The sequence below is a fragment of the Vibrio agarivorans genome, from assembly GCF_030409635.1.
Classification (GTDB): domain Bacteria; phylum Pseudomonadota; class Gammaproteobacteria; order Enterobacterales; family Vibrionaceae; genus Vibrio; species Vibrio agarivorans.
This window is the reverse complement of the sequence record NZ_JAUFQF010000004.1, coordinates 1,241,543-1,256,056: the sequence shown is the minus strand read 5'-3', so window position 1 is coordinate 1,256,056 and position 14,514 is coordinate 1,241,543. Positions and strand designations below refer to the sequence as shown.

The following is a 14,514-nucleotide window of genomic DNA, read 5'->3' as shown; positions in this document are numbered from 1 at the left end:
TTGATTTTGATGGATTAGTAACATGGCTGTTCGTTTTCCTGCTTCAATGATTAAACTCCTTTTTTGCCTAGCAATTCCTCTGTTCATTCTGATGCTACCAACAGAGTCAATTCCGATTGCTGAACTGACTGTTATCCAACATCGTTTGCTGGCTATTTTCCTTCTCGCCGCATTGCTATGGGTATTTGAGCCAGTGCCCGTCTTTGCCACCTCGATACTTATTATCGCCCTGCAGTTGGTGATGATCTCTGATAAAGGGCTTCATCTATTTCGAGCTGAAAACAGCGGTGCTCAGCTTGGTGAATTAATGTCTTATACCGACATTTTTAGTGCCTTTTCTTCACCTATTATCATTCTATTCATGGGGGGCTTTTCGCTCGCTATTGCCGCATCAAAGTACAATCTAGACAACAACCTTGCACGAGTACTGCTAAAGCCGTTTGGCACTAAACCGGCGTTTATTATGCTTGGCTTGATGTTAATCACTGCCGTGTTCTCAATGTTTATGTCCAACACCGCGACGACAGTAATGATGCTAGCACTGCTCGGCCCTATCGTAGCCGCTGCTCCAAAGGGGGATCTCGGCATCAAGGCGCTTGTGTTGTGTATCCCAATTGCCGCTAATACGGGCGGTATCGCGACACCAATTGGTACACCACCCAATGCGATTGCATTGCAATACCTTACTGGTGAGTATGCTATCGACTTTCTATCTTGGATGATGATGGGACTGCCGTTTGTCATAATTCAGCTGACCATCGCTTGGTTTTTACTACAAAAACTATTTCCAAGCTCCAAAGATGAACTCGTATTGAATCTGAGTGGCAAATTTGAGCAAAGTTGGCGTGCATGGGTAGTCTATGCAACTTTCGCTGTCACCATTCTATTGTGGATGACGACACAACTTCACGGCATGAACACCTATGTTGTCTCCATAGTCCCTTTAGCCGTTTTTACTCTTACTGGAATTATGGGCAAAGAAGAGCTGAAGCTAATTAACTGGGATGTTCTTTGGTTAGTTGCCGGGGGTATTGCGATTGGTTTAGGGCTAGACCGCACTGGGCTTGCAGAATCTCTTGCACACACAATTCCATATGACAGTCTCTCTGCCGCTGCGGTTCTTGTTTCACTCTCGATTGTCTGCTGGTTGATGGCGAACTTTATGTCTAACACCGCAACGGCCAACTTACTCATGCCTATCGCGGCTGCCATCGGTGCCTCGATGGACAGCCTTGTCGCGGTGGGAGGCATTCAAGGTCTACTTGTGGTTGTTGCATTCTCCGCATCACTTGGCATGATTTTACCTGTATCAACCCCTCCAAACTCTTTGGCTTACTCTACGGGGCTCATTGAAAGTAAAGATATGGCTAAAACCGGTTTGATTATGGGTGTCATTGGTTTAAGTATCGTTTACTTAGCGGTGTGGTTGTTCACCTAAACGGTTTATCCCACGACGCATCTCGGGCATAGTATCTCCCTCTTAAGCCATTTATTTAGAGGAAAAAATGGGATACGAATGGTTAGCGCTTGCCGCGGCTTTCTTATGGGCGGTAGCAAGCTTAATGTCTGTCACACCAGCTGCACATCTTGGCACATTTGCATACAGCCGCTGGCGCATGGGGTGCACATCACTCATCCTAACAGCAATGGCCTTATATACAGGAGGTTGGGCGAGTGTGACCTCTCCTGCTGTGACCCCAATGGTTCTCTCTGGCTTAATTGGTATTTTTATCGGTGATACTGCCCTTTTCGCCTGCTTAAATCGCATGGGACCAAGACAGGCGGGCCTGCTATTTTCGTGTCACGCGGTCTTTTCAGTCATTCTCGGTTTCTTTATTTTTAGCGAGACAATGACGTCAATAGAGCTTGTGGGATCATTGCTGGTGTTCATTGGTGTGGCAGGGGCGATATTCTTCGGTCGCAAGAAACCCTCAAGCTCTAAACTCGAGCAAGTGTCAGGCTCCCTTCATCTTGGAATTAGTCTCGGTCTTGTCGCGGCTTTGTGTCAGGCGCTCGGTGGCATTATCGCCAAGCCTGTCATGATGACAGACATCGATCCTATCGCCGCTTCAGCCATTCGGATGATCTCCGCTTTTGTTGCTCACTCTTTGTTTCGCCTTACTGGCGCAAAAATAGCAAAGGCAACACAACCGATGAATCGTCGTATTTTTGCTATTACTGCGCTCAACGGGTTCATTGCTATGGCGGTCGGTATGACCCTGATTCTTTATGCGCTCAAAGATGGGCATGTTGGAATGGTCGCGCTGCTTTCATCAACAACGCCCGTTATGCTACTTCCACTGCTATGGCTTTACACTAAGCAACGCCCAAATCGTTACGCATGGATAGGGGCATTTCTGGCCGTAAGTGGCACGGCACTCTTGGTGTACTAATTCGGAACATATTGCTGCGACCTATTAAATCGATAGCTACAATATGCTTTATATCATGGTGGTTATCATCAATGATGACGCTAGCAACCCGGATAGACTGACCAAAAATGTTGTTATCTAGAGAAATTTATTACCCTGCTAGCGGCGATAATTTGATCTTAGCCTACAGTTTTGGTTTAAAAGTGTAGTAAAATTACGCTAATTTATTTCAAGGTCATCCGACCGAAAATTTCTACTGATTTGACGAGGTCAATACTATGTCTGCTAAGAAGCCTATGGCTCTAGTTATTCTTGACGGTTACGGTCACCGTGAAGATACCGCAAGCAATGCAATCGCTAACGCGAAAACTCCTGTAATGGATGCGCTACTAGCAAACAATCCAAACACTCTAATTTCTGCATCTGGTATGGACGTAGGTCTACCTGACGGTCAAATGGGTAACTCTGAAGTGGGTCACACAAACATCGGTGCTGGCCGTGTTGTTTATCAAGACCTAACTCGCATCACTAAATCTATCGCTGACGGTGAGTTTGCTCAAACTCCTGCGCTAGTTGAAGCGATTGATTCAGCAGTAAAAGCAGAGAAAGCAGTACACATCATGGGTCTTATGTCTCCAGGTGGCGTACACTCCCACGAAGATCACATCTACGCAGCGGTTGAAATGGCAGCTGAACGTGGTGTAGAGAAAATCTACGTACACTGCTTCCTAGATGGCCGTGATACACCACCTCGCAGCGCAGAGAACTCTCTAAAGCGCTTTGAAGACCTGTTCGCTAAACTAGGTAAAGGCCGCGTTGCTTCACTCGTTGGCCGTTACTACGCAATGGACCGTGACAACAACTGGGACCGCGTACAAGTTGCTTACGACCTACTCACTCAAGGTAAAGCAGAGTTCACATACGACTCAGCGGTTGCAGGCCTGGAAGCAGCCTATGCTCGTGAAGAGAACGATGAGTTTGTTAAAGCAACAGCAATCAAAACTGAAGGTCAAGAAGATGCGGCTATCGTTGATGGCGATACAGTGATCTTTATGAACTACCGTGCTGACCGTGCTCGTCAAATCACTCGCGCATTCGTGCCTGACTTTGATGGTTTTGAGCGCGCTGTATTCCCAGCAATCAACTTCGTTATGCTAACGCAATACGCAGCGGATATTCCTCTAGCAACGGCATTCCCACCAGCGTCTCTTGAGAATACTTACGGTGAGTGGCTATCTAAGCAAGGTCAAACACAGCTTCGTATCTCTGAAACTGAGAAATACGCACACGTGACTTTCTTCTTCAACGGCGGTGTTGAGAACGAATTTGAAGGCGAAGAGCGTCAACTTGTTGCTTCTCCAAAAGTAGCGACTTACGACCTACAACCAGAGATGAGCTCGGCTGAGCTGACTGAAAAAATGATCGCAGCGATCAAGTCAGGCAAATACGACACCATCATCTGTAACTACCCGAACGCAGATATGGTCGGTCACACTGGCGTTTACGAAGCGGCTGAGCAAGCAATCGAAGCGCTAGACGCAAGCGTTGGTCAAATCGTTGATGCAATCAAAGAAGTGGGCGGTCAAATGCTGATCACAGCTGACCACGGTAACGCAGAAATGATGGTTGACCCTACAACTGGTGGCACGCACACTGCTCACACAAACCTACCAGTACCTCTAATCTACATCGGTGATAAAGAAGTAGAGTTCAAAGAAGACGGTAAGCTATCTGATCTAGCACCAACAATGCTTTCTCTAACAGGCTTAGAGATCCCAGCTGAAATGTCTGGTGATGTTCTAGTTAAGTAATTCACTTAACAGACGTACAATATCAAACCCTAGCCAGCTGGCTGGGGTTTTTTATTGCTTTTTTCAGCACTTTGACGTCAATATTAACAGACTTTAGATATACTCACTTTTCGCTCATTTAGTAAGGATTGCTGTCTCTATGACCGTCTGCTCTCGCCCTAGGTTGAAACCAACACTGCTAAGCCTAAGTGCGGCTGTGCTTTTAACTCTGACATCAATACCTAGCTACGCTGACTCCAAGAACGCATTGAAAGGAGTCAAGACCGAGATAAGTCGCCAGCAAAAATCTTTAAGCTCACAACAACAAGAGCTTGATAAGCTTCAGCAATCATTGAAACAACAAGAACTCGCGATCAACGCCAGTGAGCAAAAGATCCGTCAAACTGAACAATCACTGACGAATACCAACCAAAAAATTGCGGTGCTCAACCAACACATCACACAGTTGAATCAGCAAAGAGACGAACAGAGCGCACAATTGGCTGAGCTACTTAAGCTTTACTACATGACACAAAAAGGTAAAGCACCTGCCAGTATCTTAGGCACTGATGCCGAAGAAGACCGGATCAGTCAATACTTCCAGCACATTGCTAAAGCGCGAGCCGCCGCCATCAAAGAGCTTGAAGCCACTTATCAAGAGTTGAATCAATCAAAGCAGCAACTCTCTGCCGAAAAAAATCAACTTGCGACACTGCTTGAACAACAAAAAGAGCAACGCCAATCACTTGCGAATAGTCAGAAGCAACGTAAAGGGACTATCGGCAAGATTCAAAACAGCATCTCTTCAGATAAGGTCTATTTGGCTGAGTTGCAAAGAAATGAAACACGGTTGCAGGCAGAGATTGCAAAGGCAGCAAAGCGTGCATCTGTGCCTATGGATGGGCTAGCTAAACAAAAAGGTAAACTCCCTTGGCCAGTCAAAGGTAAGGTGTTACATCGCTACGGCAGTAAACAAGCCGGTCAAATTGACTGGAAAGGTGTCGTCATTGATGCCGAATACGGCCAGAAGGTGAATGCGGTTTATCCCGGCACCATCGTATTTGCCGATTACCTCCGCGGCTATGGTCTAGTGGTTTTACTCGACCACGGCAAAGGAGATATGACGCTATATGGCTTTAACCAAACTCTCTTGAAGAAAGAAGGTGATAAGGTGACGGCTGGTGAAGCCATAGCACTGGCCGGTGATACCGGAGGGCAAAGCCAAGCTTCGGTCTATTTTGAGCTTCGCCGCAATAGTAAGACCTACAATCCATCGAGTTGGCTAAAATAAACCAACTCGAAAAGCAGTAAACGCGACTCTATAAGAGTCGCACTCTAATACGCCGCTTCCACCGCAGCGATAAACTGCTCAATCTGCTCCCTTGGCAAGGCGTTGATTCCGGCAGCTGCAGCTCGCCCTCCTCCTGTAGCAAAACCTGAACAAATATCCCCGGCGCCTTGTTTATTTAACAGGGGAGCGCGCAGTGAAACCGTCAAGCTACCCTCTTTGTTTTCACTCAAAACGGCGTGAGCCAACTGTGGATTTTGATTGGCTAACAGATTACCGAACACCCCACTAATGCGCCTTGATGCTGGCGTATTGGGCAGCTCATAGACTCTGAGTTTATCACTCTGGTAACTCGCAGGAAGCGCATCTGCAAGTGACATATCTTCGGCATACGCTTGCTTTAATTGAGTGAAGGGAGACTTCGAATCATTGATAGCATCAAACGGTGATGAATATTGCAACAACTGGCGAAACAGATCAGCAGGATCATAATGAAGGTCATCTAGCGTTGAGCCGTAGCCATTGTAGTTGATCAGAGTGCCCAACTGCTTTAACTGCTCACTCTGCTCTTGGGTTAAACCAGCCTGCGCAGACAAAGCATCGGCTTTCGCAATCAAGTTATCACCATAGGCAGCGGTAATCGCCCACAAATGGTATTGCCCTTGCAGCTGTTGATCGACAATCAATGCGGTACAAATATTGGGGTCTAAGTCGATGTGAGCTGACAAGTTTTCATGCTCTGGGATCTCGCCTGACTTATGGTGGTCGGCATAAGTCACGATAGCCCCTTTGGCGAGTAACTCCTGGAGTCCTCGTTGGTTCTTCTCCATTGAGATATCCAGAACCGTGAAGGTATCTCCTGGAAAAATGGGCCGTTCGAGCTGCAGTTTTTCTAGCAGCTGAATATCCCGCTTAACCCCAGTAACCAACACAGACTCTTTCGGCTCAGCCAGCCTTAACTGCAGCAGTGCAATGATGCCATCGGCATCACCATTAAACACATCAAAGTGCTTCGTCATCTCTGTATCCTTTACTTCTTACACCCTTCCTTGGGCTCGGCACTAATCACTATGCTTGGCGAGAATACCATCTTCAAGCAGCTGTAGCTGTTCACGCCCTAGTGGCGTAGCGACAGGTTTGACGATGAAGATCATCTGCAACATACCCTGATGGACAACTTGTTCCGTGATTTTCTCGCCAGCATTCATAGCCGAACGATACGCTAACCAACTGCTCGCAATCAAATGCAAAGAAGTGACAAATTGCGGTATTTCTTCCTCTGTCACAGCAATGAGACCAAGGCTATGGAAGGTACGCATGATGTTTTTTAGATTCGCCTGTAGCTTACTCTGCACCGCGATATAGTCCTCATGCAGCGATGCATCTCGTTGTAGGATATCCGGCAAGTTGGCGTAAAAGAAGCGATATTTCCACATCAAATTGAAGATAGAATCTAGGTATTGCTTAAGCAATACCAAGCTTTCTGACTGTTCTTGTACTGGCTCAAAACGCTCTAATAACTCTTGGGAGTAAATTAAGAATATCTCGCGAACGATCTCTTGCTTGTTACGAAAGTGATAGTAGAGGTTGCCCGGGCTAATATCGATGTGCGCAGCAATATGATTCGTCGTGATGGTACGTTCACCATGCTCATTAAAAAGCTCTAGGGCAGCGAATACAATTTTGTCCCTTGTTTTCATTCTCTTTATCCGTTCTAAACTTGGGGGAATTCCAGTATATACCGAAGCATCATTAAGTGGATGCCTATCTATTCTCTAGGAACAAATCGTATAGAAATCAAATATAAAAACGCCCGAGCGATGCCGGGCGTTAACATTGCTTACTTGTGGTAAGGCTTTGATAGTTCGTGAACAGCGTCAACGAATACACCGGCATTCTCAGGCGGTACATCTAGGTGAATACCATGACCTAGGTTAAACACATGACCTGTACCCGCATCACCAAACCCTTCTAAGATACCCGAAACTTCCTCACGGATACGCTCAGGTGACGCGTAAAGCATCGATGGGTCCATATTGCCTTGCAGTGCCACTTTATCGCCGATACGCGCTTTAGCGTCTGCGATATTGATTGTCCAATCTAGACCTACCGCATCACAACCGGTTGCTGCAATTTGCTCAAGCCACATGCCACCGTTCTTAGTAAACAGAGTCACTGGAACACGACGCCCATCATTTTCACGAATCAAGCCATCAACAATCTTGTGCATGTATTGCAGCGAGAAAAGGTTATAGTCGCGCGGTGTCAGTACCCCGCCCCAAGTATCAAATACCATGACTGATTGCGCACCCGCTTTAATCTGTGCGTTTAAGTATTCGATAACACTGTCTGCCAGCTTATCAAGCAGCATATGCAGGGTTTGAGGCTCTGCATACATCATTTTTTTGATCTTAGTGAACGCTTTCGAGCTACTACCTTCAACCATGTATGTAGCGAGCGTCCAAGGGCTACCAGAGAAGCCAATCAACGGCACATCGCCATTCAGATCTTTGCGAATTTGACGCACGGCATTCATAACATATTGAAGTTCACCTTCTGGATCTGGCAAACCAATTTTTTCTACATCGGCCTTACATGTAATCGGCTTATCGAACACAGGGCCTTCGCCAGCCGCAAAGCGCAGTTCTAAGCCCATCGCATCAGGAATAGTCAAGATATCCGAAAACAGGATGGCAGCGTCAAGAGGAAAACGACGGAGTGGCTGAAGCGTCACCTCAGAAGCCAGCTCAGCATTTTTGCATAGAGACATAAAGTCACCCGCTTGAGCGCGAGTCGCTTTATATTCTGGTAGATAACGACCCGCCTGTCGCATCATCCATACAGGCGTGTAATCTACTGGCTCTTTTAGCAGCGCGCGTAGATAGCGATCGTTCTTTAATTCTGTCATTCCATCTTCCCAATTTAGACTGATTTTTACGTTGAGTATTTTAACACTGTTCTGATCAAAAAAGTGCAGTGCTTTGCGCCCTGGATCAAGTTATTCACTTTAATCACAACGCTTAATTTGCACCCAACTCTAATCAGTGTTAATTATTTGTTTGCTAGCGAAAATTACTATAATAAAGAGTTTGTTAAACTCGGTATCTCATAACGACATCTTACTTACCCCCTCCTTCTAGGAGGGTTTTTTTTGCCTTAAAGAAGGTGAATTTCGCTATGACGCTTTGATATCTGCAACAGTCTGCTCTATCAAGGCTCGTGCAATCGTCCCATGGGGGGCGACTTCTGGCATCGAATCGACACTAAACCAATCTGCATCCGACAACTCTTGATAATCTGGTCTCACTTCCCCTGATTGATAGTCAGCGAGAAACGCCATCATCATACTCGAAGGGAAGGCCCATGGTTGACTGCCAAAATAGCGAATATTGCCAACTTCAATGCCCGTCTCTTCTTTGATTTCTCGCGCTACGCATTGCTCTAGTGTCTCACCCACTTCTAAGAACCCTGCGATCACGGTGTACATGCCATTGCGGTGTCTAGGGTGCTGTGCCAATAGTATCTGCTTATCTTTGCGTACGGCAACGATAATGCAGGGAAAAATTCTTGGATAGTGCAAGGTGCGACAATCACCACACTGCATAGCCAGTTGATTATTGTTTAAATGGTTTCGACCTCCGCACACAGGGCAATAGCGGATAGATTGTGTCATGTGGCCGAGTTGAATGGCCTTGCTCATCAAAAGAAACAGCGCCTCTGGAAAGTGTAAGCAGTCTCTTAGAGAGTACATGTCCAGTTCACTGGTCACGTCCGCTTCATTCACCCAGTAATACGTTTTATGCTGATACTCTCCAACAAAATGCGCGTTTTCTATCGGTAAATTAAGTTCTTTGGCACTCCCTTCTGGCAGCTGGCCATCTTGCAACCAGATTGTGCTGTCTTTAACAACAATCCAACCGACACAACTTGCTTCATTTATATCACGATTTTTTAACATCCGTGCACCTCATCGCTTGCAGAATCATCATTTTACTGGCAATCTAAATTCATACCAAATTTATAAAACTCAGTTGTTGTTAGGGTCTTTGACTCGACTAGGAATAGCATAGATACCTGCTGCAGGTATCTGTTGGAGCAAAGGAAGTCGGTCTCCTTGTTGGTGATCCAAGCTAGAGGTAAGAGCGTATGCTAAACAAATTCAAACAAACACAAGCACAATGGGGTGGTTCGAGTGATGTTATCGACCACTGGTTGGAAACGCGTCAGTCTCTGATCGTAGAGTATTGTAAACTCGCAAATCTGCAACCATCTTCAAATGCACAAGGTTTATCGACACTGCCTACTGCAGAAGAACTGCAAGACTTCAGCCAACACTTGGTTGATTACATCTCGGAAGGTCATTTTAAAATTTACGATATGGTCATGGACAAGTGGCGTTCGACTGGCTTTAAAGCAACTGAAGATATCGACCAAGCGTACGCCAAGATTGTCCTCACCACTGAGCCATTACTCAGCTTTACCGACAACTACGCAGAAACTAACGAAGAAACGAATCTAGATAGCCTTGATGCTGACTTATCAAAGATTGGCGAGATTATTACTCTAAGGTTTGAAAAAGAAGACCAACTGATTCAATTGATTGCGGACAGTTTGGCGATTCCGCCTGGTGCTTGATTTCAAGGTTGAAGGTTGAAGGTTGAAGGAATGATTGAAAGCTTGTCTTTGGACAAGCTTTTTTATTGTCTGTAGAAACCGCTACGTTGCCCTTTCTAGAGCCAAGTGACACTTTCTAAAATCAAGATGTAAAAAAGGCACCCGAGGGTGCCTTTTGTCTATTTGCTCAACTAACGATTATTCGTCTGAAGAAAAGCCAGCATTCAGTAGTGCAGCTAGGTTATCCGTCGCTTGCTCTGCTGATGGGCCTTCTTGCTCTTCAGCACGCTTAGCTTGACGCTCTTGGTGGTAAGCGAAACCAGTACCCGCAGGGATCAGACGACCCACGATTACGTTTTCTTTCAGACCACGTAGGTCATCTTTCTTACCAGAAACCGCAGCTTCAGTTAGAACGCGAGTTGTCTCCTGGAACGATGCCGCAGAGATGAACGACTCAGTTGCTAGAGACGCTTTCGTGATACCTAGAAGGTCACGTTCGAAGCGAGCTGGCTCTTTGCCTTCAGCTTCAAGGTCGCGGTTAGCAATCTTAACGTTCGCGTACTCTACTTGTTCGCCAGGTAGGAACTCAGAGTCACCAGCGTGAGTGATCGTACACTTACGAAGCATTTGACGAACGATAGTCTCAATGTGCTTATCGTTAATCTTAACGCCTTGCAGGCGGTAAACTTCTTGTACTTCATTCGCGATGTACTGAGTCACTGCGTGGATACCACGTAGGCGTAGGATGTCATGCGGGGTCTCTGGACCATCTGCAATTACATCACCACGTTCAACCTTCTCACCTTCAAACACGTTTAGCTGACGGTGCTTAGGAATCATCTCTTCGTACGTATCGCCACCATCACGAGTGATGATTAGACGACGCTTACCTTTCGTTTCTTTACCGAATGACACTGTACCTGTGTGCTCAGCAAGGATCGCAGGCTCTTTAGGCTTACGAGCTTCGAATAGGTCAGCTACGCGTGGAAGACCACCGGTGATATCTTTGTTACCGCCAGATTTTTGAGGGATACGTGAGAGAGTATCACCGATACCCACTTCTGCGCCGTCTTCCATGTTCACGATCGCTTTGCCTGGTAGGAAGTAGTGTGCTGGCATATCAGTACCAGGGATCATTACATCGTTACCTTGCTCATCAACAAGTTTGATAGCTGGACGCATATCTTTACCTGCTGCTGGGCGAGCGGCTGCGTCAGTTACTTCGCTTGAAGATAGACCTGTTAGGTCATCAGTTTGACGAGAAACTGTTACGCCATCGATCATGTCAACGAATTGGATGCGACCTGCCACTCCAGTGATGATTGGCATAGTGTGCGCTTCCCAGTTAGCTACTGTATCACCAGCAGTTACTGCATCGTTGTCTCCTTTCGACAACATAGAACCGTATGGAAGTTTGTGCTTCTCTTTCGTACGACCGAACTCATCAATGATGGTTAGTTCAGATGCACGAGAAGTGATCACTAGTTTCTTATCTTTGTTGATAACAAACTTAGCGTTGTGAAGCTTCACAGTACCTGTTGTCTTCGCTTGAATGCTGTTCTCTGCTGCTGCAGTAGATGCCGCACCACCGATGTGGAACGTACGCATTGTAAGCTGTGTACCTGGTTCACCGATAGACTGAGCAGCGATAACACCCACTGCTTCACCTTGGTTCACTAGGTGACCACGTGCTAGGTCACGACCGTAACACTGTGCACAACAACCGAAGTCTGAATCACAAGTAACTACAGAGCGCACTTTCATGCGGTCTACTGAGTTCTCTTCCATGATCTGACACCACTTCTCATCAATTAGAGTGTTTCGTGGGATCAGAACATCTTCAGTACCAGGCTTAAGAACGTCTTCTGCTACTACACGACCAAGAGCAAGTTCTGTTAGGGCTACCTTAACATCACCACCTTCGATGTGAGGCATCATGTCGATACCTTCGTGAGTACCACAATCGTGTTCGTGTACTACAACGTCCTGCGCTACGTCTACTAGACGACGAGTTAGGTAACCCGAGTTCGCAGTTTTCAGTGCCGTATCCGCAAGACCCTTACGAGCACCGTGCGTTGAGATAAAGTACTGAAGTACGTTTAGACCTTCTTTAAAGTTCGCAGTGATCGGCGTTTCGATGATTGAACCATCTAGACGCGCCATCAGACCACGCATACCCGCTAGCTGACGAATCTGAGCTGCAGAACCACGAGCGCCCGAGTCAGCCATCATGTAGATGCTGTTAAACGACTCTTGTTGCTCTTCTTCACCGTCACGGTTAACAACCGTTTCAGTTTTCAGGTTATCCATCATCGCTTTCGCTACGCGATCGTTGGTCGATGCCCAAATATCGATCACTTTGTTGTAGCGCTCACCCGCTGTTACAAGACCAGATTGGTACTGCTCTTGAATATCGCGAACTTCTTCTTCAGCTGATTCGATCTCGTCGTACTTCGCTTGAGGTACAACCATGTCATCGATACCAACAGATACACCAGATAGTGCCGCGTATGCGAAACCGGCGTACATGATTTGGTCAGCGAATACAACTGTGTCTTTCAGACCAAGCTTACGGTAAGCCTCGTTCAACAGGTTAGAAATCTGCTTCTTACCTAGCTTTTGGTTTACTAGGCTGTATGGCAGACCTGATGGAACGATTTGCCACAACATTGCACGGCCGATAGTTGTATCAACCATCTTCGTTTCTGTTGTGCTGTTACCATCTTCATCAACAACTGTTTCTGTAATACGTACTTTAACGCGAGCGTGTAGTTCAGCGGTCTTAGTGCGGTATGCCTTCTCAGCCTCTTCAGGGCCAGCAAGGTACATGCCTTCACCTTTCACGTTGATCTTGTCACGTGTCATGTAGTAAAGACCCAATACAACGTCCTGAGAAGGTACGATGATCGGATCACCTGATGCTGGCGACAGAATGTTGTTTGTCGACATCATCAGCGTACGAGCTTCAAGCTGTGCTTCTAGAGTTAGAGGCACGTGTACCGCCATTTGGTCACCATCGAAGTCAGCGTTATATGCCGCACACACAAGTGGGTGTAGCTGAATCGCTTTACCTTCGATTAGTACTGGTTCAAACGCCTGGATACCTAGACGGTGAAGTGTAGGTGCACGGTTAAGCAGTACTGGGTGTTCGCGGATAACTTCGTCTAGGATATCCCAAACGATCGCTTCTTCGCGCTCTACCATCTTCTTAGCAGCTTTGATTGTCGTCGCCATGCCACGAGTTTCTAGCTTGCTGTAGATAAATGGTTTGAATAGCTCAAGTGCCATCTTCTTAGGAAGACCACACTGATGTAGACGAAGGTATGGACCTACTGTGATAACAGAACGGCCAGAGTAGTCTACACGTTTACCTAGAAGGTTCTGACGGAAACGACCTTGTTTACCCTTGATCATATCAGCAAGAGATTTCAGAGGACGCTTGTTAGAACCTGTGATCGCACGACCGCGACGACCGTTATCTAGAAGCGCATCAACAGACTCTTGCAGCATACGCTTTTCGTTGCGTACGATGATGTCCGGAGCTGCTAGCTCTAGTAGACGCTTCAAACGGTTGTTACGGTTAATCACACGACGGTATAGATCGTTCAGATCAGATGTCGCAAAACGACCGCCATCTAGAGGTACTAGAGGACGTAGATCTGGCGGAAGTACTGGAAGCACAGTTAGGATCATCCACTCAGGGTTGTTACCTGATTGAACGAACGCTTCAACTAGCTTCAAGCGCTTAGTGATCTTCTTACGCTTAGTTTCAGAGTTAGTTGTATCCAACTCTTCACGCATCTGCTCGATTTCTGCAGGCAGATCCATTGTGCTCAATAGATCTTTAATTGCTTCTGCACCCATCTTCGCAGTGAACTCATCACCCCACTCTTCTAGACGGTCTAGATACTCTTCTTCAGTAAGCATCTGAGACTTCTCTAGATCAGTCATACCCGGCTCTGTTACTACGTACATTTCGAAGTAAAGAACACGTTCGATATCACGTAGAGGGATATCCATTAGTAGACCGATACGAGACGGTAGTGATTTTAGGAACCAGATGTGAGCAACTGGTGATGCAAGCTCGATGTGGCCCATGCGGTCACGACGAACTTTAGTTTGTGTAACTTCAACGCCACACTTCTCACAGATAACACCACGGTGCTTCAGGCGCTTGTATTTACCACAAAGACATTCGTAGTCTTTAACTGGACCAAAAATACGCGCACAGAACAGACCATCGCGCTCAGGTTTGAACGTACGATAGTTGATCGTTTCAGGTTTTTTAACTTCACCGAAAGACCATGAACGGATCATGTCTGGTGAAGATAGACCGATTTTGATTGCATCAAATTCTTCGGTCTTATGCTGTGCTTTTAGAAAGTTTAATAAGTCTTTCACAATCAGCTCCTGTAAGGAGTTAAAAGGAGCCCACCTATCGATGAGCACC

10 protein-coding genes are annotated in these 14,514 nt (G+C 46.4%); 5 read left to right on the top strand and 5 right to left on the bottom strand.

Annotated elements, in window-relative coordinates; translation table 11 throughout:
- Window positions 1-22 precede the first annotated feature (22 nt).
- The 4 genes from QWZ05_RS14320 (at window position 23) to QWZ05_RS14305 (ending at window position 5,453) form a co-directional block, all read left to right on the top strand.
- Window positions 23-1,438: an SLC13 family permease gene (locus tag QWZ05_RS14320; protein WP_264874340.1), complete on the top strand. Its 1,416-nt coding sequence runs from the start codon at window positions 23-25 to the stop codon at window positions 1,436-1,438.
- Between the two features lie 67 nt (window positions 1,439-1,505).
- Complete coding sequence (locus QWZ05_RS14315; protein WP_264874341.1) at window positions 1,506-2,393, top strand: DMT family transporter; 888 nt, start codon at window positions 1,506-1,508, stop codon at window positions 2,391-2,393.
- Between the two features lie 257 nt (window positions 2,394-2,650).
- Complete coding sequence (gene gpmM, locus QWZ05_RS14310; protein WP_290299067.1) at window positions 2,651-4,183, top strand: 2,3-bisphosphoglycerate-independent phosphoglycerate mutase; 1,533 nt, start codon at window positions 2,651-2,653, stop codon at window positions 4,181-4,183.
- A 139-nt stretch (window positions 4,184-4,322) separates the two neighbouring features.
- On the top strand, window positions 4,323-5,453 hold the full coding sequence (locus QWZ05_RS14305) for a murein hydrolase activator EnvC family protein (RefSeq protein ID WP_290299065.1): 1,131 nt from the start codon (window positions 4,323-4,325) through the stop codon (window positions 5,451-5,453).
- A gap of 44 nt (window positions 5,454-5,497) precedes the next feature.
- Here the strand turns inward: QWZ05_RS14305 and QWZ05_RS14300 are convergent, their stop codons facing one another.
- The 4 genes from QWZ05_RS14300 to nudC form a co-directional block, all read right to left on the bottom strand.
- On the bottom strand, window positions 5,498-6,469 hold the full coding sequence (locus QWZ05_RS14300) for a DHH family phosphoesterase (RefSeq protein WP_264874344.1): 972 nt from the start codon (window positions 6,467-6,469) through the stop codon (window positions 5,498-5,500).
- A gap of 42 nt (window positions 6,470-6,511) precedes the next feature.
- A complete protein-coding gene (locus tag QWZ05_RS14295) occupies window positions 6,512-7,150 on the bottom strand; it encodes a TetR/AcrR family transcriptional regulator (RefSeq protein WP_289960391.1) in 639 nt (212 codons plus the stop codon).
- Between the two features lie 140 nt (window positions 7,151-7,290).
- Window positions 7,291-8,358: a uroporphyrinogen decarboxylase gene (gene hemE / locus QWZ05_RS14290; protein WP_264874346.1), complete on the bottom strand. Its 1,068-nt coding sequence runs from the start codon at window positions 8,356-8,358 to the stop codon at window positions 7,291-7,293.
- Window positions 8,359-8,625: 267 nt separating this feature from the next.
- Window positions 8,626-9,408 (bottom strand): NAD(+) diphosphatase, encoded by a 783-nt coding sequence (gene nudC / locus QWZ05_RS14285; protein WP_290299061.1) that lies wholly within the window; start codon window positions 9,406-9,408, stop codon window positions 8,626-8,628.
- Between the two features lie 188 nt (window positions 9,409-9,596).
- On the opposite strand from nudC, the gene rsd reads away from it, so the two are divergent.
- Window positions 9,597-10,085 carry a sigma D regulator gene (rsd, locus tag QWZ05_RS14280; protein ID WP_264874348.1) on the top strand — a complete coding sequence of 163 codons (489 nt, stop codon included), beginning with the start codon at window positions 9,597-9,599 and terminating at the stop codon, window positions 10,083-10,085.
- A 177-nt stretch (window positions 10,086-10,262) separates the two neighbouring features.
- Here the strand turns inward: rsd and rpoC are convergent, their stop codons facing one another.
- Complete coding sequence (gene rpoC, locus QWZ05_RS14275) at window positions 10,263-14,465, bottom strand: DNA-directed RNA polymerase subunit beta' (RefSeq protein ID WP_290299059.1); 4,203 nt, start codon at window positions 14,463-14,465, stop codon at window positions 10,263-10,265.
- Between the last annotated feature and the right edge of the window lie 49 nt (window positions 14,466-14,514).